Below are 25,455 nucleotides of genomic sequence, written 5' to 3'. Positions count from 1 at the left end.
GGTAATTAAGAATGAAAGTGTTGATTCCGGCAATAAGTTGTCGTTCAAAACGGCCGTTTACTTGTTGTCGTTGTGTAAATCAAGGTATTTCTACTTCTCTTACCCTATCAAAGCACCAAATGGGGGGTTCTCTCGTTTTTTGTCGGGTGATGCTGGTATTTCTGACGGGATGGAGCGCTCAGGCAACAGCGCGTGATTATTTTGATCCGGCTTTATTGGGCTTTGGTTCGAATTCCGGTCAACCGGTAGACTTATCACAGTTTGAGACCGTAGGAGGTCAGGCGCCGGGAACTTACCGTGTTGATATCTATGTGAATGGTACTTTTTTTGATACGCGTGATATTACGTTCCAGCGTCATAGCGAGGGTAATGCCGAGCTGACGCCGGTACTTACCCCAGATTTGTTGGAAGCGGCTGGTGTTAATATCAGCGGCATACCAGCATTGAAAGCATTGCCGGTGGATAAGCCGATAGAGAGTCCGTTGGGTAAATTAATTCCCCAAGCGGCGGCCCGCTTGAACTTTTCCCAGATGCGGCTGAATGTGAGCGTACCCCAAATAGCGATGAAGCCTTCAACGAATGGCTTGGTTGATCCGAAGTTATGGCAGGAGGGCATTCCGGCTTTTTTACTGAACTACAGCATCAATGGCAGCCAGAATCAACGCTCACAATTTGGTAATAAACAGACTAATCAGAGTCTGTTCGGTAGCTTCAATTCTAGATTGAATCTGGGGGCCTGGCGTCTTCGTAATACGGCTACTTATTCTTATAGCAGTCAAACTTATAACCGGTATGACTCATTCAATGACGCAGTGAAAAAAACGACCGAATCCCAGCAACATTGGAACTTTCAGCAAACCTATTTGCAGCGGGACGTGGTGGCGTTACGCAGTGATCTGACGATAGGGGATACCTCGACCGGTAGTGTGGCAGGTCAGGTATTTGATGGTTTTCCTTATCGTGGTATTGGGCTTGCCACCAGTGACCCGATGATGCCCGGCAGGCTGAGTGGTTTTGCGCCGATTATCAGTGGGATAGCTAAATCCAATGCTCAGATTACGGTGACGCAGAATGGCAGTGTGATTTATCAAACCAACGTGGCACCCGGTCCATTTCGTATCACAGACTTAGTGGGCAGCAGTGTCGGAGGCGACTTGCAGGTAACGATAACTGAGGCCGATGGTACTCACCATGGGTTCACTCAGGCTTATTCCAGTCTGCCTATGATGTTGCGGCAGGGGCAATTCAAGTACGAAGTGGCCGCCGGGCGTTATTACAGTAGTGGATATGGCAGCGGTATACGTAAGCCGGTGTTTGGTATGGCCTCGATGATTTACGGGCTGCCTGGTAACGTCACGTTATACGGTGGTGGCCTGGTGGCGCAATCGTACCAATCCGCGGCGCTGGGAACCGGGCTCTCTCTGGGCATGATGGGGGCGTTATCTGCGGATATCACGACTTCCCGGACCCGGTTACAAAATACGCCTGACATCCTGCGTGGGGAATCTTACCGCGCTAAATATTCGAAAAGCATGCTGACCACTGGCACGACGGTGGATTTAACCGCGTACCGCTATTCCACACGTAATTACCTGAGTTTTTCGGATGCGAATACTCAAGGCTACAGTGTTTGGGGAGAACTCCCTTCTTGGATGTCTGAGCGGCGACGCAGTAGTTGGCAGATGCGACTGAGCCAGTCATTGCCCGGTAACTATTCTCTGTGGCTCAGTGGTCAGCGGGATAACTACTGGGGAAGCTCTAAAACTAACACCACCCTATCGATGGGATTGAATGGTTCCTTCTACCGTGTGGGCTGGGGGCTTAATTACAGCATTGATCGCATGCGCGGTAACGGCGACTGGCCTGAAAACCGGCAAATTTCGTTGAACGTAAATGTTCCACTGAGTCTGTTTGGCTCCTATGCGGCGCTGAATAATGCGTATGCTAACTATAGTTTTTCCCGTGATAGTACGGGACGCAGTAATAACCAGTTGGGCATAGGCGGATCGGTGCTGGATGATAATAGTCTGTCTTGGAACGTATCGCAGAGTCAGGCGAATAAAGGGAGAGGGCGCAGCGGGTCAGTGTCAATGGGATATCTTGGTTCCTTTGGGCAAGCCAACTTGGGATACAACTACGATTCATGGGGGGGACGTGGTGTGAACTACGGGTTTAGTGGAGGACTGATTGCACATCAGCATGGCGTTACTTTGGCATCGCGTATTGGTGATGCTGCTGTATTAGTGCGGACATCGGGGGTTGCAGGTATTCGTGTGATGAATTCCAGCTCGGTGACTACTAATCGCTGGGGATATGCGGTTGTGCCTTATGCCCAGACGTACAGCCGTAATAGTATCAGTTTAGATCCGTCATCGCTGCCGGAAGGGGCTGACATGGCACAGGGTAGCAAGAACGTATTCCCGACGAGTGGTGCGGTTGTGATGGTGGATTACCCCGTGCGTATTGGGCAGCAGTTGCTGATGAATTTGACCTATAACGGTAAGCCTGTGCCGTTTGGGGCAATGGCGGGGCTTAAAGGGGATACAGACACAAATCTGGCCGCGATAGTCGGGGAGGGTGGACAAGTGTATCTGAGTGGTATGCCACCCAGCGGGGTACTGAAAGTGAAGTGGGGCAGTACACCGGACAAGCAGTGCGAGGTGGCATTTAACCTGGGGCCCCCTCCGGTAAAGGCGAAGGCAGATAAACGCTGGAATCCAATGAGGCAATTGAACGAAACCTGTCGTTAAGATGAGGCAATGTGTTGTGGTTCTGCACTGACAACCTAATGGGGAAAACCATAATTATTAGGAAGAGGACCCTCTGAAAGGCGGATGTAATCTGGTCGGGATGGGGTGTATCAACGAATGAAAATTTCTAACAGGACAACTGGGAAGTTACTCCCGGTTGGGCAGCCGATGAAGACGAATAAGACATTTATTAACAAGATAAAACAGGATATGAGTTGGATGGTGGTTCATTGTCGCTGGTGGTCGATGCCGATATGGGTGGGGATGATATGCCTATCCATGGGTATCTTTTCTTCTCCCACACTGTTCGCCGCGCCGACAATAAATTGGAATGCTGATCGCGCCATTGACGCTCTGGGGCCTGCTCGAAAGGTAAAGTGGAGTGACGGAATAATCACTTATCCGGCAACGGGTAAAGCGACCTTAAAAGATGTGTTTCCAACACTGTCTATGCAGTGGGGTAGTAGTAAAACGTTGGATCAGGTCGAGTTCCGGCTCAAAGCAGGGCATGGGGAAATTTTTAAAGTCCCGAGAGTGGTTTCAGGCCGTTACGAATGCTCAATTGAAGCCAAATTTACAAATGGTCGTCCAGGAGTAGCCATTCCCGAGGAAAAGATGACGGTGGATATCGATGGTACAGGGACAAAGTATTCTAAATCACCAGTAGCGCTCGTGGCGAGAACTACTGGTAATCAGGATGATGAGAGTGTAGCAAAGGCAGAACTAAGTGACCTTTCTTTTGATGTGTCTTGTCAAGGGGTAAATTTTTCATGGGAGCGAAAGGCCGATGAAAAAGTTGAATTCGAAACCCAGAATGTTCATGCACCTGTGGGTATTTTAATTGATGGAGGGGATTTTATGTGGTGGTCCAGACCAATTCTTCCGACTATCAAAGACCCTGTAACAGTGATATCCCCTCCGGAGTGTATTTTTGAAAGTCAGTCTAGTGAGGATTTTGATTTAGGAGAGATTCGCCGGGAGCCGTCGGACGCGATATTCCCAAAAGAGTTACACCGGGCAACGGTAGAGACAGCTGATATATTGATAAGTGTTGTATGCGATACACCCAATAAGGACGATACAGGCGTAGCCATTGTGAATTTTTCTACCAAGTATCTCGGTGTTGATGGTAAAAGTATAGTGATGAACACCAATGATAAGACTGGGGGGGGTAAGGACTTCGGTAACGCGTTGGAGATAAAAGTGTTGCCGCGAGTTCTAGGCATACAGACTAAGCTTGTAGGCGGCAACCAGATTGGTCAGCCAGTAACATTTGGTTCAGCGACTGACCCTAAAAGTGTGCTGGTTTTTAATGTAGATGATAAGTCAGCCGTGAAAAAAACTAAAGATAATGTAGTGTATTATTCTCATCATTCTCTCAACAAGTTTTCTGTGCAGCTTTGGCAAACGAAGGCGATAGACCCCAAGCTTTCTGGTGAGTTCAAAACGTCTATGGACGCAACTCTAGTCATGAAATAACGCTGTGCTGGCAAGGTATTTAAATATGGCATGGTGGCTTAGCCGCCATAGGTATTTCATCTCAATAAATCGCACTATTTCATTTCTCATGTGGTAACAAATTGACCCGTTAGTCACCAGTGGAGAGTAAAATGACAATCAATGTTAATGATTCAATGCTGCTTCAGATAAGCGGCAGCCAGACCGATTTGCCTGGAGGTCAGACTATTACCGGCAAACAAAGTAATCATGGGGATTTTCGGCTGCCAGCCTGTTTGTCTCATTTGAAGGATACACCGTTGTACATGGCAGTCGCGTATTGGGGATTATTGAAGGGGAGTGGATTTACCAAAAGTGAAATCAGCCAGGTGTTCCGAGTGACAGAACGCCGGGCAACAGATGTGATGAATTATATCTACAATGAGCGACGTGATGTGATCGCCTGTGAAAAAGTCTTCTTTCGTGAGAAGCAAGGAAGTCGCCGGCAGATGCTGATTGTTACGGCCGTCGTTGAACCCATGCCTCAGAAGGGTCAGGCGTCGGTAACGAAAACGGTGAAGTCGACGCGCTCCCGGACATCATCACAAGCTAATCATATGCGCACTTGGTTTTTGCAGCGGGCTAGTGGTCCGTTTATCTTCTGAGTCGTATCACACATGAGGCTGTCTGGCGGGACCATGATGGGAGATGAGGTTTTATCGGTTCTGTGTGTGATGCCTTATGGGATGCTGATAAGTCGGATAGTACTGGTTATCGGGATCATATTGTTGGCCGTCTGTGGGTTTTTATTGGGCAACAAAATTCGCTACTCGCGGTATCCCCGTATGCTGTTAGCGTATTGGTGCCGAACATGGATCTTGCCACTGTTATTTATCGCTATCGGGCTGGTATTGATGTTTGGTGTGGATGGGGAGGGTTGGTTAGACCGCATACTGGATGAGGTTGATTCAGTATTGGTTGGTCTGTTCTTTGATAACCAGGATGATATGCCGCCAGCCCCATATCCGGCGACGTCATTACCGGTAGATAGCGCTGCTGGCTGTTGACCTGCTGATTTGCACGAGCTATCCGGTTTAGTTTCTGTTACGACTGACTCGCATCACATCCGGCATGATCCGAATTTTGCGCATAATATTCGCTAACTGAATACGGTCTTTAGTCGTGAGCCGGATAAAAGCACAGTAAACCCGGCCGTCTTTCTCTTCGGTATTCATACTCTGAATATTGGAATTGGCTGCATTAATGGCGGCGGTCAGATTTGCCAGCGCCCCTTGATGGTTAAACATGTCCACTTTTATTTCGGCGGTGAAATCGTTATTGATCTCGTGATCCCACTCGACGGCCATAAATTTTTCGGGTTCTTTCTGATAACCACGGATATTACGGCAAGACTCATGGTGAATAACCAACCCTTTGCCGGGACTGATATGGGCGATGATAGGGTCACCGGGGATGGGCCGGCAACATTTGGCAAACGTAATCAGCACACCGTCAGCGCCTTTAATGGGTAATTTACGGGCGCCATTGTTGTGATAGGTATTTGTGGTATTTTCTGGCGGCGCGCCTAGCAAATTACGGGCGACGACGATACTCATGGTATTGCCAAGCCCGATTTCAGCCAGCAGATCGTCTATTGTCGAGAGTTTCATTCTCGTCAATTCTTTATTGATACTTTCCGGTGGAATATCAACCAGTTTTTTCCCACTACCCAACGCGTGATTTAACAGGCGACGCCCCAGCCCAATGGAGTCTTCCCGCTTGAGGTTTTTCAACAATTGACGAATTTTAGCGCGGGCTTTTGAACTGACGACAAAGTTCAGCCAGGCGGCATTTGGCCGGGCACCCGGCGCGGTAATAATTTCAACGGTTTGGCCGCTGGTAAGAGACTGAGATAATGGATATGGCTGGCGATCAACCCGTGAGCCAACGCAGGCGTGACCAATATCGGTATGTACGGCGTAAGCAAAATCAACCGGGGTGGCACCGGCGGGTAATTCCACAATGCGCCCTTTTGGGGTAAAAACGTAAATCTCATCAGGAAACAGATCAGATTTAACGCTTTCGATAAATTCAAAAGAGCTACCGGCACTTTGCTGTAATTCCAGCAGACTTTGCATCCAGCGCTGCGCACGGACTTGCGCGGCGGTACCGGATTCACCTTGTTCTTTATAAGCCCAGTGTGCCGCGACGCCCATTTCGGCCATTTGATCCATATCTTCGGTGCGGATCTGGACCTCGACTGGCACCCCATGAGGGCCAATCAGGGAAGTGTGCAGGGATTGATAGCCATTGGCCTTAGGGATGGCAATGTAATCTTTGACTCTGCCCGGGCGGGGTTTATACAGGCTGTGCATCTGCCCCAAAACCCGATAGCAGATATCAACATTATTAACGATGACCCGAAAAGCATAGATATCCATAATTGAATGAAAACGTTGCTCTTTGAGGTGCATTTTCTGGTAAATAGAATAGAGATGTTTTTCTCTGCCGCTGACTTTGCATTCAATGCCGGCTTCAGTCAGCCTGCCTGCGATTTCAGACAGAATTTTCTGGATCATCTCCTTACGGTTACCCCGGGCCGCTTTTACCACTTCTTTGATAACCCGGTAGCGGTTAGGGTGAAGGGCCTCAAACCCCAGCTCTTCTAACTCTGTTTTCAGATGATGGATACCCAAACGATGGGCTAAGGGGCTGTAGATCTCTAACGTTTCCCGGGCGATACGGCGGCGCTTATCTGGGCGTAACGCGCCGAGCGTGCGCATATTGTGGGTACGGTCCGCCAGTTTGATCAAAATGACGCGGATATCCTGCACCATTGCCATGACCATTTTGCGGAAATTTTCCGCTTGTGCCTCTTTTTTATCGCGGAAATTCAGCTTATCAAGTTTGGAGACCCCTTCGACTAACCCGGCAACCACCGGGCCGAAAGGCTGGGCGATATCCTGAAAGGTGGCGGGCGTGTCTTCAATAACATCATGCAACAAGGCGGCCATCAGCGTTTCATGGTCGAGACGCATCTCGGCTAAAATGCAGGCAACTGAGACAGGATGAGTAATGTAAGGTTCACCACTGGTACGGGTTTGCCCTTCATGGGCATCCCGCGCAACAGAGTAAGCCTGCTTGAGGAGCTCAATCTGAGCCCCGGGCAGGTATTTTTGGGCAAGCTGATTCAGGCTTTCGAACAGATACAAGGCAGACCTACCGTAGATTAACGACGACTTTCCGCGATAGCGGAAACCGCCTGCATTTCTGCGGCTTCCTGCTCTTGTTGTTCCTGGCGTTCACGTACGTCCAGAATTTTACCGTTGATCAGGCCCTCTTCCACTTCACGCAGAGCGATAACCGTGACTTTATCGTTCTCTTCAGCAACCAGAGGATCTTTACCACCTGTTTGCAGTTGACGTGCTCGACGAGCGGCGACCAACACCAGGTCAAAACGGTTACCAATTTTTTCTACAGCGTCTTGAACAGTTACGCGTGCCATATGTGTGCGACTCCACAGGTAAAGAAATGACTGGGCATCATACTGAAACTTGGTTCAGTCTGCCAATAATTTGCTGATTAAAGCATCATGCCGTTGTGCCTGGCGCTCCCGATGCAGGCGTTCTGAACGGATGATGGTGTGCAGATCGGCCAATGCAGTATTGAAATCATCATTAACGATTAAATAATCATACTCGTTATAGTGAACCATTTCTGCAACGGCTTGATCCATGCGTTTTTCAATAATATCTTCACTATCCTGCCCTCGACCGCGCAGACGGCGACAGAGCTCTTCTTTTGACGGCGGCAGGATAAAAATGCTGCGGGCAGAGGGCATTTTTTTGCGGATCTGCTGCGCTCCTTGCCAATCGATATCAAGAAAAACATCAACCCCACTGGCAAGCGTTTCTTCAATCACTTTCCGGGATGTACCGTAATAATTATCAAAAACACGGGCGTGTTCCAGAAATTCATTATTATCGATCATCTGGCGAAAGGCTTCTTCGGTGATAAAAAAATAGTGTTTACCCTGATTCTCACCGGGACGCATTGCACGTGTGGTATGGGAAACAGAAACCTGAGTATCATACAGAGGTTGAGTCTTTAACAAAGCCTGAATCAGGCTTGATTTACCCGCTCCGCTTGGCGCAGAGACAATATATAACGTGCCTTGGATCATGGTGGTATCTTGGTTGATTGGATAATAATTAAATAAAGCAGAATAAAATTCTTATAACAGTATACACGTACCCATTCACACATGTCGCGTTGCCGATGCATTTCCGCCGAAATTTTCTTAGGGGAAAAATTGCCAATGGATATTTTGTATCGCCAAGGGTTGACTTCTTTAGTTAAAATTTTGCTCTATGTATTATCACAACTGTTGTTGAATGAAACAAAAATGGTGTATTTGCTGTTTTATGTGTCATCGTCGCTTGGTCGAAAAGGAGGCATGGATGAAATACAGTGAGTTCCGCCGATGGCTAATTTCTCAAGGAGTTTTAATTGTTAAGAAGCACTATAATATCCGACGCATTGAGATGAAAAAGCGCGTTATTTTGAGCGTTTTTACTGTCTTAAAAGGGCAGTGCTAACCGCGGCAAGGCCCGATTACGTCTGGCGGCAGTCCATGAGCGGGCGGATCTGGCAATGCCCTTTCTGTTGAGTCGAACATGACCGCGATATCAATGCGGCGATCAACATCCAGCGCAAGGGCATAACAGCATTACAGGCGGCGGGACTCGTCGTTTCTGCCCACGGAGGCCAGCGTAAATCCGTCATAAAGACGGTTGCGGCCTGAGAAGTGGGAAGCCTCGCTGTTTTTTTACGGCGGGGAGCAGTCACCGGGTTACAATGAAAGAGTATGGCTTAATCGGCAATTAATCGTATTCACCATGTGCTTTAATATCCCCGCCTCCCCAGCCAACTCGTTTGCCATTTGTTCGCAAAGCCGTAAAGGCGCTCCCCGATGAGTCTACGCTGACAATATCCTGCAATTTAGCGATTTCGGGTGGAACAAACCCACCGGTACTTGGCTTCCCCCAGGCAACGACACTACGGTCCGCCCGCAGGGCCGCGAAAGCAGAATTTGTTGCACTCAGGCCGACGATATCGTTCAGTTGAGCAACATCGAGTGGGAGTATGCCACCATTATCTAGATCTCCCCAAGCAACGACACTACGGTTTGCCCGTAAGGCCGAGAAAGCAGAATTTGTCGAACTTAGGCTGACAATATCATTCAGCCGAGCAATTTCTGATGGGATATGCTTCCTATCAGCCCTTCCCCAGGCAACAACGCTGCGGTTTGCCCGTAGGGCAGCGAAAGCATCATCATTTGCACTTAAACTGACAATATCATTCAGCTGAGTAATTTTTGATGGGACATAAGTGCTATAACCCCCTCCCCAGGCAACAACGCTGCGGTTTGCCCGTAGGGCAGCGAAAGCATTATCATTTATACTTAAACTGACAATATCATTCAGCTGAGCAGTTTTTGATGGGACATAACTATAACTACTGGTCCAACTAATAATGCTGCGGTCGGCTCGCAAGGCGATGAAACTATCATATGTTGAACTTAAACTGACAATATCGTTCAGTTGAGTAATATCAGGTGGGAGTTCGCCACCGTAGCCTGCACTCCCCCAAGTAACGACGCTGCGGTCAGCTCGCAAAGCGGCGAAAGCAGCATATGTTGAACTTAAACTGACAATATCGTTCAGTTGAGCAATCTCAGACGGGGTTTTGCCACCGTAGCCCGCATCCCCCCAAGTAACGACGCTACGGTCGGCTCGCAGGGCGGCAAAGGCGTATTGTGTGGCACTTAAACTGACAATATCGTTCAGTTCAGCAATCTCAGGTGGGAGTTCGCCACCGTGGTCCGTATCCCCCCAGGCAACGATATGACCATTTTGTAATAATATGGCGGTTCCAGAGTTATTAGAGTCTATGACGCCATTGCTATCATAGTTGATAGCTTTGCTTCCAGATCGTTGTTTGATAAAAGTGTCTTTGGTCTCTGTGCTGAATGAGAACTCGTTATGTTGATTCATATTGCTCTCCTGATAAGGCTGTATCGGATTTATTTGTAGGAATTCTGCGCCGCAAAACCTATTTCTTCCCCGTCAAACTGGGTTTCTGCTTAAAGGATGTAAGCACCTGTATTGCGGTATTTGATTTGCTGGCGGTCAACGCAGTGTGTTAACCCGCTCATAACAGGTGAAGAGATTATGAGGATTAACTCAATTTTCAGGCCAGCGTCTCTCCTGCTAAAAAACACATTTACTGATTAATCGTATTCACCATGTGCTTTGGTATCTCCTCCTCCCCAACCTGCCCTGCGGCCATCTGCTCGCAAGGCTGCAAATGCAGAGTTTGATGCGCTCAGGCTAACGATATCCTTCAACTTGGCAATTTCCGGTGGCACATAACCACCGCGACTTGGTTGTCCCCAGGCAACGACGCTGCCATCTGCCCGCAGAGCTGCGAAAGCACTACATGTTGCACTCAGGCTGACGATATCGTTCAGTTGAGCAATCTTAAGTGGTAATGTTCCACCGGTGTCGATGTTTCCCCAGGCAACCACACTGCGGTTTTCCCGTAGGACTGCAAATGAGCCTGTAAATCGCGATAATGAACCTGTTGTTGAGTGTAGGCTGACGATATCTTTTAATGCGGCAATTTCGGGGGGTGGGATTAGGCCACTGCCCATATCATCTTCCCAGGCAACGATGCTGTGGTCGGCTCGCAAGGCTGCAAAGGCATACGGTGTGGCATTTAAACTGACAATATCCTTTAATGCGGCAATTTCGGGTGGAACCACTATTCCCCCCCAGGAAACGACGCTGTGGTCTGCCCGTAGGGCGGCGGCATAATCATAATTGGTAGTTATGCTAACGATATCTTGTAATTTGGCGATTTCTGGCGGGATAATTTCCACACCCCAAGAGACAACGCTGCCGTTCGCTCGTAGGGCCACGAAAGTATTATTTGTTGAGTGTAGGCTGACAATATCCTTTAATGCGGCAATTTCGGGTGGGGTTGGCAGAAAATCCAATCCCCAGGAGACGACGCTGCCATCTGCCCGTAAGGCGGCAAAAGATTGCTCTGTTGTGCTTAGGCTGATGATATTGTGTAGCGATAATCCACACATTCTTGGCAGAGCCGTGTTTAAAAAATCCACTGCTCCCCAAGAGACTATGCTGCCGTCCGCCCGTAGGCCCGTGAAAACATCTCTTATTGGAATTGAACTCACGCTGACAATATTCTTCATCTTATCCACTGATTCTGAGGGGAGTAGGCCATTGATGAATATACCCCAGGTAGACACGCGGCCATCTGCCTGCAAGCCTGCAAATGCAGAGTGTGTTGCGCTTAGGCTGACGATACCTTGCAATTCGGCAAATTCGGCAATTGGTGGCGGGACTTCCTGTTTATAAAACCGTTTTTCCCCCCAAGTGATCACTCTGCCATTTTGCAATAACATGGCGGTTTCCAATTTAATAGAAATGTTATTTTCCGGAAACGAATCGTCTGCCAATTCAATAGAGACGATGGAGGTATTGCCACCAGAGTTACTTTCTCTGCCTGATTTTAGGTTTTGCTGGATAAAACGATCACCGGTAGCCATGTTTGATGAGAGATGGTCATTTGGGTTCATATTGGCTCTCCTAAATAAGGTTAATATTGGGTTTGCTTTTACCTATAAGATAAAATCGGTTTATCGCGAGTTAAGCTAGATTTATATTGCCACGGGGTAACATTACCTGTTATTTGAATAAAAAGATAATAGAAAAACACGATCAGTTTATAATTTTGTGGATGTATTCCAGTAAAGAAAATATCACATAAATTGAGGTGTTATACGAATGAAAGTATTGAAAGGATAACATGAAAAAGTAAACGAATAATGTGATTGAACGTGAATGATGTGACTCAGAAGAGTTAAACCCGACGTCATGATATTAAATGGTTAGTGTAAATATTAACAGTTACAGTAATTGGTTATTTACTTCTCATTTGAAGTGAGAAGTTATCGCTTTTTAATTTTTATTGGAAAATCAGTATAATAACTGGAATTGAATATTGTGATATTTCAGGTTGATAAAAAACAAGGTGAATGATAACTCAGTATATTATCCGTATTCATTGGATATTCAACCGGGGATTGTTCCCCGGTTGTCTGGTTAAAGATTTTCATTGTGTTGCTATCGCTTCATCCCAAATAAATGACCTTTACTCTTAGTTTCTGCTGGTTATTATTTTATTCATTGGGTAAAAGGATGGCAGGATCTTTAAAATTGGGATTTAAATCAACGGGTGCAGACCAGAGCACAAGGCTATAGATCACATTTTGCATATCTTGGCTGTCTTGCATTATAATTAACGGCACCCCATTTTCCCAGTTATTTTCGAATTGAACTTGCTCTTCAGGTTTTCGCTGCCATGAAAAACCCGTTCCTTCGCAAGATACTTCGTAACACAGATCGAGTAGCTTAGACTCCATTACGTTACTGTCCCCTTTGAACCACTGGGGCTCATTATTTTCAACGATTGCATCCGTATAAAGTGTTATGGTGGCCTTTCCTGGCTGGCCATCTTTGCGGGAGGCTATTATCTCACAAGTGTACTTTCCTGTAACAACATGTGGAACAATGAAGATTCGGTTTTTCGTTTTAATCCAGAACATCATATCTTTTAACACTGCGGTATCAGGTAAACGTGTCCCTGGAAAATCGAAATGTGGATCACCTTTAGGAAAGACTAAGGTACTCGTCCCACTTTCTGGATAACGAACCAATTTATCGTTATTCTCTTTTCCATATATCTTTGGGTTTCCGAGAGCTAAAATGGCTTTCTCTGGAACCCAGTCTATGATTTGAGGATTACTCGTGATTTGAGGTTTACTAGGTTGTGTATACGTATGAACATAATATTCTTTAGAAGTTTTCATTTATTGCTGTAATCCCCTCCCGGTTAAATTATATCGACCTTTCAGAGATTCTCCTTTTTCCGATTATTATTTTCTGTATCTGGGTACCCGTGCAAGCTGTCACTACACGTTACCTCATTGTATTTTAGCTCTTACTGCCGTCAGTTTTTACTGGCGGCATTTCTATCGATAAGGTAAAACCTACTCTTGTGAGTTAAGCCGGATCTATATTTTCACTGAATAACATTACCTGTTATTTGCATAGAAAGATAGTAGAAAAAAGTGATTGGTTGATAATTTGGTGGATGTATTCCGGTAAAGAAAATATCACATACATTGAGATGTCATACGAATGAAAGTATTGAAAGAGTAACGCGAACGAGTAAATAAATAATAGGGTTAAGCGTGAGTGAGGCAGGTCTGGAGGAATTAATATTCGAATGGTAATATTTAAATGGTTTACGTAAAAACTGACCGTTATGGAAACGGGTTATCTATTTCCAATGTACTTCGAGTGCTCAACCGGGGATTACTCCCCGGTTGTTCTATTAACGATTTTTATTTATTGCGGCTATCTGCCTTTCTCACCCCGGATATATTATCTGGGTTATCACAGGGATCTGGCTTCGCTAGGTTAGCACTGCCCGTACTAGTAGGTTTCTGGATGGCTGGGTCTTTAAACCTATTATTCGGATTGTTGTCTGGTGGTGTCCAGAAAGCAACATTATGAATCCAATTGCAGGTGTCTTGCATTTCAATTGACGGTACCCCGTTTTCCCACTTACTTTCCAATTCAAATTTCTCTTCGGGTTTACGCTCCCATGAAAATCCGGTCCCTAGGCAGTTTACTGTGTAAGTCAGGTCGTTCACGTTAGATTCCATAACGTTTTTGTCTCCCTTGAACCAGTAGATGTCTGGATTGACAACGATAGCATCCGTATAGAGGGTCACTGTGGCTTCCCCTGGAGATCTATCTTTACGTTTGGCAACCATCTTACAGGTATACTTACCTGTAACCACATGTGGCACCTTGAAGATTCTGTATTGTGCTCTAACCCAGAACATGCCGTCTTTTAGCATCATCTCTTTTCCTATCGGTTTTGGAAAATTATGATTTCTTACTGGTGGAAAGACATTCAATAAGGTACTGGTACCCTCTTCTGGGTAACGAATTGGCTTACCGTTGTTGTCTTGCCCATTTATCACCGGATTCCCGAGAGCTTTGATTGCCCAACTTGGGTTCCAATTGGGTGTAGCAGCGGCGAATACCGAGGTGGAAAAGAGCGCCCCTACAGACACGCACATCATCCATACCGGCCACTGGCGGTAATGTGCCGTTATCCGACCAATATCCTGTTTCATTCTGTTGATGAATGTGTTACCCGCATTCATGGGATATTCAGATGGGGATAGTTCCCCAGTTGTTACGTGAGAAATTTTCATTTATTGCTGTAATCCCGTCCCGGCCAAATGACATTGGCCTTTCAGAGATTCCCCTTTTTCCAGTTATTATTTTCTGCATCGGGTACCCGTGCAGGTCGTTACTACACGTTATCTGTCTTAATGACAGGTTTTGTTCAATTAGTCTCTGGACTCCGGCTCTTATTCACTTCCTCTTGATCGGAGGAAACCCAAGTCAAATACCACTTTGCACTGACTGTCCGCATTACTTTATGTTGCTTTCCGAGCCTTTAGGTATATTTGCCTACCATTTTCTGTTATTACTATCGCCGCTAGATTTATCAGCTATTGCTGGCTGATACACATGAGATAATTCAATATGACTATTGTTTATTGAGTTGAAGCCGGAATGGAAAACCATCTCGGCCAATGTAACCTTGGCTATTTGTATCCCAAAAACTCAGAGGGTAGCGTGCAGAATAGCGATGCATCTTGAAATCCATAGGGTATATATTGGATTTACCTTTTACCCACAGGGGAACCTATGCCATAAAACCTATCCCTTGCGGGTTAAACTGAATTTTTACTGACATGAATAATATTAGACATTATTTAAGTAAAAATCTAATAGAAAAAAGTTATCGGCTGATAACCTTAGGTTAATGCTACACCTGATTGTTGGTAGTGGTTTTTAGATTATTTTCCACAGATAGATCACAAGAGTGGTAATAATGAGATTTAGGCAGAGGGATTTAGCGGGGATATACATCTTTATGACTATTATTACGTGAACGAGTAACTTAATTTGGTAATAACAGAGGGCAGGTAAGCTAATATTTCAAATTAATGAGACGCTGAAATCGGCCGACATAATGAAGAATCACCAGCTTGCTCGCGCTATCGGGGATGCGGGCTGGAATAGCTTCCTCATGAAACTGGCATACAAAGCCGCAGCGGCGGGACTCGTCGTTTCTGCCCACGGAGGCCAGCGTAAATCCGTCATAAAGACGGTGGCGGCCTGAGAAGTGGGAAGCCAACCGGGGATTACTCCCCGGTTGTTCTGTTAAAGATTTTTATTTATTGCTGCTACCTGCCCTCTCATTCCAGATAGGTTATCTGGGTTATTACAGGGATCTGGCTTCTCCAGGTTAGCTATTAGGTCTCAGGATGGCTGGGTCTTTAAACTGACCATTTGGATTGTTGCTTGGTGGCGTCCAGAAAGCAACATCATAAATCCAATCGCAAGTGTCTTGCATTTTAATTGTCAGTGCCGCGTTTTCCCACTTACTTTCCAATTCAAATTTCTCTTCGGGTTTACGCTCCCATGAAAATCCGGTCCCTCGGCAGTTTGCTGTGTAAATCAGGTCGTTCACGCTAGATTCCATAACGTTTTTGTCTCCCTTGAACCTGTAGAGTATATAATTTACAACGTTAGCATCCGTATAGAGGGTCACTGTGGCTTTCCCTGGAGATTTATCTTTACGTTTGGCAACCATCTTACAGATATACGTGCCTGTGACCACACGTGGGACCTTGAAGATGCTGTTTTGTGCATTTATCCAGAACCTGCCTTGTTCCAGCGTCATATCGTCTACTCTCGGCTTTGGAAAATTACGATCTATTACTGTCGGAAAGACATTCAATAAGGTACTGGTACGTGATTCTGGGTAACGAATTGGCTTACCCCTGTTGTCTTTCCCATTTATCACCGGTTGCCCGAGAGCTTTGATTGCCCACGTTGGGTTCCAAGGGGCTGTAGTAGGGTTAGGTTGATAATACTCTGATGGGGATAGCTCCCCGGTTGCCATATTAAAAATTTTCATTCTCTGTGATAACCCTGTCCCGGCCAGATTGTATTGGCCTTTTAAGGGCCCTCCTTTTTCAGATGATTATTCTCTGCATCGGGTCACCCGTGCAGGTTGTTATTACACGGTTTCGTTCATGTAAGAGTATTGCTGGAACTCATGTTTGAGGAGAAATCGTCTTGATTCATATTACTCTCCTAACTTAAGGTTATATCGGATTTGCCTTTACCTACAGGGAACCTATGCCATAAAATCTATCCCTTGCGGGTTAAGCTGAATTTCTATTGCTACGAAGACATAAATAAGATTAGCAATTATTTTTAAAAAAAGATAATAGGAAATAGTTATCGGCTGATAACTTCAGATTAATGCTAAATTAATTTTTTGGTAGTTGATTTCAGATTATTTTTTTATCTATAAGTGGTAAGGGTTGAAATTATGAGACTTGAGCCACAGAATTTAGGGGGGATGTACATCTTTATGGCTACTCTTATTAATACGTAAATATGTAACTTAATATGCTAAGTATTAACTGTAAAGCAAGGAAGAAAAATCACTAGGGGTGGCTTAATATCTTTTCTGTTTATAAAAAAGTGAGTTATTTTGGTTTTTTTAGGATTTACGACCCAAACTATTTCGTAAAGTCATCGTCTTTTAATCTTTATTTGAAAGTTAATGTTGGTAATAACAGAGAGCGGCTGTGATGAGATTTAAAGTGAATACTTAACAGGCTGAACCGAGGTATTATGGTTCAGCCTTGGTTAATGGTTCACAATAACAAATTAATACTTAATAGATTAACTAATCGTATTCACCGTGTGCTTTAGTTCGAATGGCGAGGTTTCTCCCAGGCTAACTGATAATCATTGCAAAACCTAATGGAGAGAGCAAATTGATGCTCATTTGTGCTGTTGAGACGATCCTCATCGGTAAAGGCGAAAGTAAGCTGATGAAGCTGGCTGTTACAAGGGAAAACAAATACAGAAAAACACCCGAAGGTACTTTTCTATATCGTTTGGATTAAGTTGTTTTGAAGCCAAAATGTAATTCACAATTGCAAGCTCTGGCGTAGTTCAATAGTGTCTTAAGTGTTGGGTTTCCGTTTCCTTTTTCAAGCCTGGAAATATTCGCCTCTTTTGTTCCCATACGCTGTGCAACTTGGTTTTGCGTTAGACCAGCAGCATGCCGCATGCGTAATAAAGTATTAATTAGCTCGAATTCTGTCTCTAGCGCATCATACTCAGCTTTTACATCTGAGTTAGCTAATGCTTTGGATTTTAGGGATTTTAAGTTGCTCATTTTAGAACCTCTTTCATTCGTTTATAAGCGAGACCAAGATCCTTTTTAGGATACGAGCCTGAATTTTGGGTGGCATATTTAATATCGACCCTTGAACTTATCGTATGTGATAAGTTTATCGGTTATTAAACCTCTGTCTTCGATGAGAACCTCTGGGGCGGGAATCGTTGATGGCAGCCCTGAATCAAATATTAAATACATCAGGCTTCCACCATAAATATCCGCTCTATGCAGTATATAAAAAAGTCCGCTACCTTGGGATTTCAGGCAGTTATTCTTCGAACCGCTTCGCAAAGTTATTATCTCTACCTTGGACAGCATCTCTTTATCCTCTATTTTGTTGTTATGCATGGATAGCCAAGGAGCAACGGATGCTTAATTTATTGATAAGGGTTGTTCGGAGTATGAATGGAATTTACACTGCATACTATGGTGTGTGATTTATCGACAGTTGTTACCTTAATATTCATTAGTTAGTTTTATACCCTATGGATTTCAAGATGCATCGCGACGGCAAGGGAGCGAATCCCCGGGAGCATAGCAAACTATGTGACCGGGGTGAGTGAGTGCAGCCAACAAAGAGGCAACTTGAAGGATAACGGGTATATCTGTCATAAGTTTGTGGTGCAAATTACAGGGGTTACAGCGATGAGGCTTGAACTGCAAAATTTAGCAAAAATGTCACCGGCGCAAGAGCGCGCTTTTATAGCTATCTTTGATGCTCAACTGGCAAATGACGATGGTTCAGAGGCGCGTGCTCACCTCAATGCTGGTGAACCAATTTATTATGCGGAGTTTGACACTCCAGCAGGGATGGTTATTAAGGAATACCCAGGTGGCCGTAGGGAACTGGTTAGTTTTATGAGTGGTACCGAGCAGGTAGTTGGGGTTTTGGAAGAGTGACGCATCGGCCTCAGCTATGGGTTATTGCGGGACCGAATGGAGCGGGCAAGTCGACACTGGTTCGACGTCATCTAACTGGCAAGGTTCCTGTAGTAAATCCCGATGATATAGCACGAGAACTCAGCCTGCATAATCCATCACTGAAAAATGCGGAAGCGGGTCGGTTAGCTATCAAACAACGAGCGGTTTTTCTCCAAGAATGCCGCTCGTTTGCTGTTGAGACGACTCTCACGGGTAAAGGCGAAATTAAGCTGATGGAGCAGGCTGTTAGTGCCGGTTACAAGGTTAATTTTATTTTCGTCGGTGTCCATGATGTGGGTTTGTCTGCCGCACGAGTGGCGCTTCGTGTAAGAGCGGGAGGGCATAATGTGCCAGTTGTCGATATATTCAGGCGCTATGATCGTTCTATAATTAACCTACCGCTGGCTATGAATATATCAGATAGGGTCTGGATTTTTGATAACAGCAATAAGCGCAGGCAGCTATTGTTGGCTCGGGACCGCGACAGAGTGAAGCAATTGTCCAGTTATTTACCTGAATGGTTTAGGCGTGCAGCCAGTAACGAAATCATTTCTGCTCAGAAATTAAAAAAATCGTAATAGCCTCACGATCAGTCAGAGCCATTGGCTTCCATTCCAACTCTATTATATCCCCTTAAGTAGGGCGGCTTTTTTGGCTGCAAACCATGTTTTAACTTCCTCATGAGGAACGCTGGATTGGGGATCATCGATAGCTGACTGAACTTGCTTACGGAACCATGCATCATAGAGAGCAGCTTCATGTGCTCGTTTCAGTGCTTCCACACGCTCCGGTCAATTTGGTGTGGAGTCATCAATTGTTCCTGTGACCATAAACGTCTTCTTGGTTATTTATATGCGAGTATTCAGAGTAACGTATACATTTAATTATTAATTGAAATACAATAAATAGTTAAATGATTTAGGCTTTCACCATAAATATCCGCTCTGTTGTGTAGTGTATAAAAAAGTCCGCTACCTTGGGATTTCAGGCAGTTATTCTTCGAACCGCTTCGCAAAGTTATTATCTCTGCCTTGGACAGCATCTCTTTATCCTCTATTTTGTTGTTATGCATGGATAGCCAAGGAGCAACGGATGCTTAATTTATTGATATTAATTCTTTTCATTGTTTTCAGTTCACCGATAGTTGCGGCTGAAATTTTTGTTTCGAATACAGAGAAGAATTGCCCCGAATGGTCGCAGGACAAGTTGCAGCGTGAAACAAAGAGCCTGATGCAACAGATGGCGCACTGGGATCAGCTCTATCGTCAGAAAGGGATAAGCGAGATCGATGATGAAGTTTATGATCAATTAATGTCGGAGCTGACTCATTGGCAATTCTGTCTGAAACAAGCACCTCATCCAGATTTTCCTGTGGAAGTTTTTCCCGATAATAAGCTTGTTCATCCGGTTGCTCATACCGGATTAAGTAAACTGAAAGACAAGCAGGAAATTAACCGATGGTTGCACGGTAGATTACCTGTCTGGTTACAGCCAAAGATTGATGGTGTAGCGGTAACATTGGTTTATCAGAACGGGAAACTCGTTTCATTAATCAGCCGGGGCAATGGTGCCGAAGGGGTAAATTGGACAGCGAAAAGCCGACATATTCCCGATATTCCGCAGAATATAGAAAATGCGCCACCTGATTTGGTATTGCAAGGAGAACTCTTTCTGCATAAAGAGGGGCATAGACAGCAATTATTGGGGAGTGATGGCGCTCGTAATCGGGTTGCGGGTTTGATGATGCGTAAGGGCCATTCGTCAGAATTAAAACAAATAGGTTTGTTTATCTGGAGCTGGCCGGATGGCCCTGCGGAGATGGAAAGTAAATTGCGCAAACTGGCAGATATGGGGTTTCCATTGGCGCTTCGCTACAGTCATAAAATAGAGGAACCAGAGCAGGTGCAGAAACTGCGGATGCACTATTTTGAACAACCCATGCCTTTTGCTACAGACGGTATCGTGCTGAAACAGGAAATTGAACCTAAAGGAAACCAGTGGCGGTCTGGATCTAACAGTTGGGCTGTGGCATGGAAACACCCTTTACGCCATCAGGTTACACAAGTCAGGGAAGTTAATTTTACTATTGGCAGAACGGGCAAAATCTCAGTGGTTCTTGGGCTGGATAAGGTGAAACTGGATGATCGGCAGATAAGCAGAGTCAATATTGGTTCTGTTCGTCGTTGGCAACAGTTGGATGTATTACCGGGGGATCAGGTGACGCTTACATTGGCAGGCCATGGTATCCCGAAATTAGCTCAGGTGGTATGGCGGATCAAAGAGCGTCAGGATATTCAGCCACCGGATAAGCAGCATTATCATGCACTAAGTTGTTTGACGTTAACGGTGGGTTGTGAACAACAATTTAATGCACGATTAAAATGGCTTGGTGAAAATCTGCAAATGACAGGCGTCAGTAGCGGTAGTTGGGCAATGTTGACCGAACAGAAGTTAGTCACTGATTTAACCGGTTGGTTAGCGCTTTCAGCTCAACAAATTGCGGCCTTACCAGGAATCGGAGATAAACGGGCACAGGCTGTTTATTCGCAATTCAGCAAGGCAAAAAATCAGCCTTTTTCCTACTGGATGAAAGGGATTGGAGTGCCTTATATGGATAAGCTGTCTGACAATGTTTATCACTGGCAGCAACTGGAGCAGAAATTAGCCGGAACACAGTTAAAACAGCAACTTACTACCGGGCAATTTAAAAAGTTGTCTGATTTTGTCAATGACACGCAGATTAAAGCAATCGCGGAAAAACTGTCAGTGGCAAGGATAACGGGTTTTGACCGGGAAAACGGGGTCGTAGTTAACCCCGTTGGTATGGCTCAGTGATCGGAGTGTTCGTAATTAAAGACCGGTAATCCAAGACGGTAGCGGATAGCAACCAATCTTGCTGTCAGACCGGCGATCAGGGTAATCAGAACAATGCCGTTTTGCGGTAACGGCGTGTGCTGTAAGCCAATATATAACCAGGCGGCGGTAAAGGAGACACCCGCATAGATCTCTTTCTGGAAAACCAACGGAATGGTGTTACACAACATATCGCGTAACACGCCACCGAAAACACCGGTGATAACCGCCGCAATGGAAGCAATAATTGGGCCATAGTTCATATCCAACGCAATCTGTGCGCCAATAATGGAGAAGACAATTAGACCAATGGCGTCAAGAATAAGAAACAGACGACGTAAATGCTTCATCATGGGGGCAACCCAAGTGGTGATTACGGCGGCACAGGCAACGGTGACGATATATTCAGGGTGCTTAACCCAACCGAGGGGATAATGCCCTAGTAGTATATCTCGAACGGAACCACCGCCAATCGCCGTTACGGAAGCAATAATAATCACGCCGAACATATCCATTTTACGGCGGCCCGCAGCTAAAGCCCCGGTCATCGCTTCAGCAGTAATACCGATGATATAAAGAACACTTAGTAACATAGAAATGAAATGTACGTAGCATAAAAAAGTAAGAGTAATGTCGAAGTGGTAAAGTCTCGACTGAAATTTTTTAGTTCCATCCATTTCGGATTAATATTATTTATCCGAAAAAACCTGATGCAAGGATAATAAAATGGCCTTTCAGGAACGGCAAATCACGTTAGATAACCGTAGCCACCAGCTTACTAATATTAATGTCTGGACACCAGACAGCCAGTGGTTAGTTTATGATGTGCGTCCTCATGGTGCTTCTTTTACTGGTTTAACGATAGAAAAAATTCATGTACAGAGTGGAAAAACAGAAATTATCTATCAGGCAAAGGAGGGCGCTCATGTTGGCGTGGTGACAGTCAGCCCAACAGAACCTGTCCGATATGCGTTTATTCATGGGCCAGAATGCCCAGATGAGCAATGGCACTATGACTTTCATCACCGTCGGGGCGTCATTGTCAGTGAGGATTCTCCGGGAAAAGCGGTTACGCTGGATGCAATGGATATTACTGCCCCTTATACCCCGGGAGCGTTGCGCGGAGGCAGCCACGTTCATGTATTCAGCCCGGATGGTAGCCGTCTAAGTTTTACTTATAACGACCATGTTATGCATAAGCTTGATCCAGCGCTGGATTTGCGCAATATCGCCGTGGCTGTGCCCCTCAAACCAGTTGAACCACCTAAGCACCATCCCCGTGAATATGATGGTAGCTATTTCTCCGTTGTGGTTAGTACTACTACTTTTCAGCCGGAGCCGGGCAGTGATGATATTAACCGCGCCTATGAAGAGTGTTGGGTAGGCCAAGCAGGATATCGTAAAGCGGATGGTAATTGGCAGCGTTGGGCATTGGCATTTATTGGCGATACTATTTCTGCAACAGGGGAAAAAGTACCGGAAGTCTATATCGTTGATTTACCTGAACAGGATGCTGATTATGCGGTAGCAGGGGAAAAACCGCTGCAAGGTACGGAAACAACGTTACCCGCGCCGCCTGCCGGTGTAATGCAGCGTCGTTTGACATTGACCAGCCACAAACGCTGGCCGGGAGTCGTGAATAACCCGCGTCACTGGTTGCGTGCTTCACCGAATGGTGAACAGATTGGTTTTTTAATGAAAGATGATAATGGTATTGTGCAATTGTGGACAATATCGCCAAATGGTGGCGAGCTCCGTCAAATAACTCAGAGTTACTGTGGCATCCAATCTGCTTTTAGTTGGGAAAGTAGCGGTCAGTTTGTTGCTTTTATTTGTGATAACAGTGTGATGCTGTGCGATGTGCGAAATAGCCAAATGCGGCGTTTGACAAAGCGTACAGAAAAAGCGCCTGCTGCGGAAGCGGTGGTGATTTCACCGGATAGTCATCATATTGCATTTATGCGTGAAGTCGATGGTTATATGCAAATTTTCCTGGTGGAAACCGGATTGAAATAAATATATTTGCCGTCAGTTCACTCTCCGCTGGTGGCAATAAATAAACCGGAACGGATTATCAATTAATTGGTTTTGGTTTGACGTTGTGCTTTTTCTATTTTTTCAATTCGCTCTTTTGGTGAACTTGTTGATTGATCTTCGTCAGATTTTATATAGTCATAAGGTAATAAGAGAGTATCTAATAGCGCAGAAAAAGGCAGATCAATCGCGAGTAATGGTTTCATTACCCAACCCGTATCTTTGTCTTTTAACATTTCAATGTTAGCTTTAGCTCCGGGATAATAACCGCGGCTAGGCCCTGAATGTGTCATGATGCTGGTACACCCGCTGATTAACAACCATCCTAATGTGACGCAAAATAGAATTAATTTATTACTCTTCATCGGTTCTATTGATCTCGTATGGCTAAGCCGCTGAAATAGTTTGCTCTTGCATAAGTTTGTTGGGTGATTTTTATTTTCCCAAATCTCTTAATGAAGAGCTTTGACATCAATCACTATAATCACGTCGTGCAACATTGACCATAGCACTGATATCAAAAAGTCGTGAATTTTTTATGTAACAGGATTTTTTTCTGTGTTTTAATTAACTTGAAATCCATAGGGTATACATTGATTTCAGGCTGCTTGCTGATGTGCCTGCTCAATTTCTTCTGCCAAAATCGCAATCCCTTTTGCAATACTTTCCGGATCAGGAACATAATTCATACGCATGCATTCATGAGCATGCGGCCAGTCTTGTTCCAGTCCGGGGAAGAAATAGTGACCTGGAACCATTAACACACCACGTTTTTTCAGTCTTTGATAAAGCGTTTCTGTGGTTATCGGCAGATTTTTAAACCACAGCCACAAAAAAATGGCACCTTCTGGTTTATGGATAAGGCAAAGTTCCGCCGGCAGATAACGACGGATAATCTGAATCACGTCTTGAACCCGTTGTTGATAGAACGGGCGGATAATTTCCTGTGACAAACGAAGCAGGTCATTGCGACGGATCATTTCCAATGCCATTGCGGGGCCGACACCGCCCGGCGCAAGGCTGATGATCCCATTCATGTTACTGACGGCATTGATGATTTTATCGTTAGCGATAATGATTCCGCAGCGTGAACCGGGCAGCCCCAATTTGGATAGACTCATGCACAGAATAGTATTAGGGTTCCACAATGGTGTAGCTTCGCTAAAAATAATACCTGGGAATGGTACACCATAAGCATTATCAATGAGTAATGGAATCTGGTGTTGTTGAGCCAGATAGTCCAGCCGTTGCAATTCTTCGTCAGTGATGACGTTACCCGTTGGGTTGGTTGGGCGAGAAACACAGATCAGGCCAATATCTTCGGTAATATTGAGATGGTCAAAATCAACACGGTATTTGAATTGGCCTTCTGGCAATAATTCAATATTGGGTTTATTGGCAACAAATAAGCCTTCATCCAGCCCTGAGTCAGAATAACCAATATATTCCGGTGTCAGTGGAAATAGTACCTTACGGGTGGAGCCATCTTCACTGCGCCCGGCCAGCAGGTTAAACAGATAGAAAAATGCGCTCTGGCTGCCATTGGTCAGGGCTATATTTTGTGTACCAATTTCCCAGCCAAGTTTTTCGCGCAGCATCTCTGCCAATGCTCGAATTAGCGTATCTTTACCCTGAGGGCCATCATAGTTGCATAGTGTTTCCGTGAGTTGGCCGCTTGCGACCATTTCAGTCAGTAATTGCTGAAAATAGTCATCCATTTCCGGGATATGTGCCGGATTACCACCGCCCAGCATAATTGCACCAGGTGTCCGCAACCCTTGATTAAGGTCATTCATCAGGCGGGTTATACCTGCGTCTTGTGTAAACTTGTTACCGAATTGAGAAAAAATCATAGCCGTGTTCGTTGTCGGTGTGTTATTTAAATTAGAAGAAATAACACCATACCCTTCGCATTATCGAGGTGCAATCTGGAAAATTATGACTACTAATTATTTAATATGGCATTTAATTTAACATTTAAAATAAAGAGCTAAATGTTTGGTTAATATCCAGTTTT

Annotated in this window: 22 protein-coding genes and 2 pseudogenes; 11 read left to right on the top strand and 13 right to left on the bottom strand. The window is 45.2% G+C overall.

The window, feature by feature from the left end; translation table 11 throughout:
* The first annotated feature begins 11 nt into the window (after positions 1–11).
* The 4 genes from ACGF49_RS11040 (at position 12) to ACGF49_RS11025 (ending at position 5,254) form a co-directional block, all read left to right on the top strand.
* Positions 12–2,750, top strand: coding sequence for a fimbria/pilus outer membrane usher protein (locus ACGF49_RS11040; protein WP_228900987.1), 2,739 nt, complete (start codon positions 12–14; stop codon positions 2,748–2,750).
* A gap of 117 nt (positions 2,751–2,867) precedes the next feature.
* The gene (locus ACGF49_RS11035; RefSeq protein ID WP_387490943.1) at positions 2,868–4,229 is read left to right on the top strand and encodes a hypothetical protein; all 1,362 of its coding nucleotides are present in this window, start codon (positions 2,868–2,870) and stop codon (positions 4,227–4,229) included.
* Positions 4,230–4,384: 155 nt separating this feature from the next.
* Entirely contained in the window at positions 4,385–4,852 is a 468-nt protein-coding gene (locus tag ACGF49_RS11030) for a CaiF/GrlA family transcriptional regulator (protein ID WP_262978030.1), read from the top strand.
* A gap of 33 nt (positions 4,853–4,885) precedes the next feature.
* Entirely contained in the window at positions 4,886–5,254 is a 369-nt protein-coding gene (locus tag ACGF49_RS11025; protein WP_271866040.1) for a hypothetical protein, read from the top strand.
* 27 nt (positions 5,255–5,281) lie between these two features.
* On the opposite strand, the gene spoT is transcribed toward ACGF49_RS11025, so the two are convergent.
* The 3 genes from spoT to gmk are packed head-to-tail and all read right to left on the bottom strand — an operon-like array spanning position 5,282 to position 8,370.
* Positions 5,282–7,399 (bottom strand): bifunctional GTP diphosphokinase/guanosine-3',5'-bis pyrophosphate 3'-pyrophosphohydrolase, encoded by a 2,118-nt coding sequence (spoT, locus tag ACGF49_RS11020; protein ID WP_271866041.1) that lies wholly within the window; start codon positions 7,397–7,399, stop codon positions 5,282–5,284.
* Between the two features lie 17 nt (positions 7,400–7,416).
* Entirely contained in the window at positions 7,417–7,692 is a 276-nt protein-coding gene (gene rpoZ / locus ACGF49_RS11015; RefSeq protein WP_011144672.1) for a DNA-directed RNA polymerase subunit omega, read from the bottom strand.
* A 54-nt stretch (positions 7,693–7,746) separates the two neighbouring features.
* Positions 7,747–8,370 carry a guanylate kinase gene (gmk, locus tag ACGF49_RS11010; RefSeq protein WP_262978032.1) on the bottom strand — a complete coding sequence of 208 codons (624 nt, stop codon included), beginning with the start codon at positions 8,368–8,370 and terminating at the stop codon, positions 7,747–7,749.
* Between the two features lie 459 nt (positions 8,371–8,829).
* Here gmk and ACGF49_RS11005 point away from each other — a divergent pair.
* Positions 8,830–8,991, top strand: a pseudogene (locus ACGF49_RS11005) (zinc ribbon domain-containing protein); the annotation flags it as partial.
* Between the two features lie 79 nt (positions 8,992–9,070).
* On the opposite strand, the gene ACGF49_RS11000 reads toward ACGF49_RS11005, so the two are convergent.
* From ACGF49_RS11000 to ACGF49_RS10985, 4 genes are all read right to left on the bottom strand, one after another.
* Entirely contained in the window at positions 9,071–10,243 is a 1,173-nt protein-coding gene (locus ACGF49_RS11000) for an RCC1 domain-containing protein (protein ID WP_387490938.1), read from the bottom strand.
* A gap of 236 nt (positions 10,244–10,479) precedes the next feature.
* The gene (locus ACGF49_RS10995) at positions 10,480–11,850 is read right to left on the bottom strand and encodes a hypothetical protein (protein ID WP_262978034.1); all 1,371 of its coding nucleotides are present in this window, start codon (positions 11,848–11,850) and stop codon (positions 10,480–10,482) included.
* Positions 11,851–12,453: 603 nt separating this feature from the next.
* Complete coding sequence (locus tag ACGF49_RS10990) at positions 12,454–13,143, bottom strand: hypothetical protein (RefSeq protein ID WP_387490935.1); 690 nt, start codon at positions 13,141–13,143, stop codon at positions 12,454–12,456.
* A gap of 537 nt (positions 13,144–13,680) precedes the next feature.
* A complete protein-coding gene (locus tag ACGF49_RS10985; protein ID WP_387490932.1) occupies positions 13,681–14,565 on the bottom strand; it encodes a hypothetical protein in 885 nt (294 codons plus the stop codon).
* 800 nt (positions 14,566–15,365) lie between these two features.
* Here ACGF49_RS10985 and ACGF49_RS10980 point away from each other — a divergent pair.
* Positions 15,366–15,545 (top strand): annotated as a pseudogene (locus tag ACGF49_RS10980) (hypothetical protein); the annotation flags it as partial.
* A gap of 126 nt (positions 15,546–15,671) precedes the next feature.
* On the opposite strand, the gene ACGF49_RS10975 reads toward ACGF49_RS10980, so the two are convergent.
* Complete coding sequence (locus ACGF49_RS10975) at positions 15,672–16,346, bottom strand: hypothetical protein (RefSeq protein ID WP_387490929.1); 675 nt, start codon at positions 16,344–16,346, stop codon at positions 15,672–15,674.
* Positions 16,347–17,220: 874 nt separating this feature from the next.
* Between ACGF49_RS10975 and ACGF49_RS10970 the strand changes: the two genes are divergently transcribed.
* Positions 17,221–17,352 carry a hypothetical protein gene (locus ACGF49_RS10970; protein WP_387490926.1) on the top strand — a complete coding sequence of 44 codons (132 nt, stop codon included), beginning with the start codon at positions 17,221–17,223 and terminating at the stop codon, positions 17,350–17,352.
* Here the strand turns inward: ACGF49_RS10970 and ACGF49_RS10965 are convergent.
* Positions 17,349–17,627 carry a helix-turn-helix domain-containing protein gene (locus ACGF49_RS10965; RefSeq protein ID WP_228940191.1) on the bottom strand — a complete coding sequence of 93 codons (279 nt, stop codon included), beginning with the start codon at positions 17,625–17,627 and terminating at the stop codon, positions 17,349–17,351. The genes ACGF49_RS10970 and ACGF49_RS10965 overlap by 4 nt on opposite strands.
* A gap of 549 nt (positions 17,628–18,176) precedes the next feature.
* Between ACGF49_RS10965 and ACGF49_RS10960 the strand changes: the two genes are divergently transcribed.
* Positions 18,177–18,530: a hypothetical protein gene (locus ACGF49_RS10960; RefSeq protein WP_271866048.1), complete on the top strand. Its 354-nt coding sequence runs from the start codon at positions 18,177–18,179 to the stop codon at positions 18,528–18,530.
* Entirely contained in the window at positions 18,527–19,129 is a 603-nt protein-coding gene (locus ACGF49_RS10955; RefSeq protein WP_387490923.1) for an AAA family ATPase, read from the top strand. Before ACGF49_RS10960 ends, ACGF49_RS10955 begins: the two co-directional genes overlap by 4 nt.
* Positions 19,130–19,174: 45 nt before the next feature.
* Here ACGF49_RS10955 and ACGF49_RS10950 read toward each other — a convergent pair whose 3' ends face one another.
* Complete coding sequence (locus ACGF49_RS10950) at positions 19,175–19,333, bottom strand: hypothetical protein (protein ID WP_228900740.1); 159 nt, start codon at positions 19,331–19,333, stop codon at positions 19,175–19,177.
* Positions 19,334–19,643: 310 nt separating this feature from the next.
* Here ACGF49_RS10950 and ligB point away from each other — a divergent pair, with 310 nt between their 5' ends.
* Entirely contained in the window at positions 19,644–21,386 is a 1,743-nt protein-coding gene (gene ligB, locus ACGF49_RS10945) for an NAD-dependent DNA ligase LigB (protein ID WP_228900742.1), read from the top strand.
* Here the strand turns inward: ligB and ACGF49_RS10940 are convergent.
* Positions 21,380–21,997, bottom strand: coding sequence for a trimeric intracellular cation channel family protein (locus ACGF49_RS10940; RefSeq protein WP_112878612.1), 618 nt, complete (start codon positions 21,995–21,997; stop codon positions 21,380–21,382). The two genes, ligB and ACGF49_RS10940, sit on opposite strands and share 7 nt — an antisense overlap.
* 133 nt (positions 21,998–22,130) lie before the next feature.
* On the opposite strand from ACGF49_RS10940, the gene ACGF49_RS10935 reads away from it, so the two are divergent.
* Positions 22,131–23,420, top strand: coding sequence for a DUF3748 domain-containing protein (locus tag ACGF49_RS10935; protein WP_228900744.1), 1,290 nt, complete (start codon positions 22,131–22,133; stop codon positions 23,418–23,420).
* Between the two features lie 62 nt (positions 23,421–23,482).
* Here ACGF49_RS10935 and ACGF49_RS10930 read toward each other — a convergent pair whose 3' ends face one another.
* Together ACGF49_RS10930 and ACGF49_RS10925 are read right to left on the bottom strand one after the other, a co-directional pair.
* Positions 23,483–23,803 (bottom strand): YceK/YidQ family lipoprotein, encoded by a 321-nt coding sequence (locus ACGF49_RS10930; protein WP_112878610.1) that lies wholly within the window; start codon positions 23,801–23,803, stop codon positions 23,483–23,485.
* 234 nt (positions 23,804–24,037) lie between these two features.
* A complete protein-coding gene (locus tag ACGF49_RS10925; protein ID WP_113041161.1) occupies positions 24,038–25,291 on the bottom strand; it encodes a valine--pyruvate transaminase in 1,254 nt (417 codons plus the stop codon).
* Positions 25,292–25,455 lie beyond the last annotated feature (164 nt).

The sequence above is a fragment of the Photorhabdus sp. RM96S genome, assembly GCF_042879335.1.
Lineage (GTDB): Bacteria > Pseudomonadota > Gammaproteobacteria > Enterobacterales > Enterobacteriaceae > Photorhabdus > Photorhabdus kayaii.
The sequence above is the reverse complement of the archived record's forward strand: the minus strand, read 5'-3'. Positions and strand labels throughout refer to the sequence as shown.

What these genes read in the sequence shown, in the direction of transcription:
- ACGF49_RS10935 (WP_228900744.1), top strand. Translation starts at nt 22,131, where the DNA reads ATGGCCTTTCAGGAACGGCAAATCACGTTAGATAACCGTAGCCACCAG.
- ACGF49_RS11030 (WP_262978030.1), top strand. Translation starts at nt 4,385, where the DNA reads ATGCTGCTTCAGATAAGCGGCAGCCAGACCGATTTGCCTGGAGGTCAG.
- ACGF49_RS11040 (WP_228900987.1), top strand. Translation starts at nt 12, where the DNA reads ATGAAAGTGTTGATTCCGGCAATAAGTTGTCGTTCAAAACGGCCGTTT.
- ligB (WP_228900742.1), top strand. Translation starts at nt 19,644, where the DNA reads ATGCTTAATTTATTGATATTAATTCTTTTCATTGTTTTCAGTTCACCG.
- ACGF49_RS10930 (WP_112878610.1), bottom strand. Translation starts at nt 23,803, where the DNA reads ATGAAGAGTAATAAATTAATTCTATTTTGCGTCACATTAGGATGGTTG.
- gmk (WP_262978032.1), bottom strand. Translation starts at nt 8,370, where the DNA reads ATGATCCAAGGCACGTTATATATTGTCTCTGCGCCAAGCGGAGCGGGT.
- ACGF49_RS10925 (WP_113041161.1), bottom strand. Translation starts at nt 25,291, where the DNA reads ATGATTTTTTCTCAATTCGGTAACAAGTTTACACAAGACGCAGGTATA.
- ACGF49_RS10965 (WP_228940191.1), bottom strand. Translation starts at nt 17,627, where the DNA reads ATGAGCAACTTAAAATCCCTAAAATCCAAAGCATTAGCTAACTCAGAT.
- ACGF49_RS10940 (WP_112878612.1), bottom strand. Translation starts at nt 21,997, where the DNA reads ATGTTACTAAGTGTTCTTTATATCATCGGTATTACTGCTGAAGCGATG.
- rpoZ (WP_011144672.1), bottom strand. Translation starts at nt 7,692, where the DNA reads ATGGCACGCGTAACTGTTCAAGACGCTGTAGAAAAAATTGGTAACCGT.
- ACGF49_RS11000 (WP_387490938.1), bottom strand. Translation starts at nt 10,243, where the DNA reads ATGAATCAACATAACGAGTTCTCATTCAGCACAGAGACCAAAGACACT.
- ACGF49_RS10990 (WP_387490935.1), bottom strand. Translation starts at nt 13,143, where the DNA reads ATGAAAACTTCTAAAGAATATTATGTTCATACGTATACACAACCTAGT.
- ACGF49_RS10985 (WP_387490932.1), bottom strand. Translation starts at nt 14,565, where the DNA reads ATGAAAATTTCTCACGTAACAACTGGGGAACTATCCCCATCTGAATAT.
- ACGF49_RS11025 (WP_271866040.1), top strand. Translation starts at nt 4,886, where the DNA reads ATGATGGGAGATGAGGTTTTATCGGTTCTGTGTGTGATGCCTTATGGG.
- ACGF49_RS10975 (WP_387490929.1), bottom strand. Translation starts at nt 16,346, where the DNA reads ATGAAAATTTTTAATATGGCAACCGGGGAGCTATCCCCATCAGAGTAT.
- ACGF49_RS10995 (WP_262978034.1), bottom strand. Translation starts at nt 11,850, where the DNA reads ATGAACCCAAATGACCATCTCTCATCAAACATGGCTACCGGTGATCGT.
- ACGF49_RS11035 (WP_387490943.1), top strand. Translation starts at nt 2,868, where the DNA reads ATGAAAATTTCTAACAGGACAACTGGGAAGTTACTCCCGGTTGGGCAG.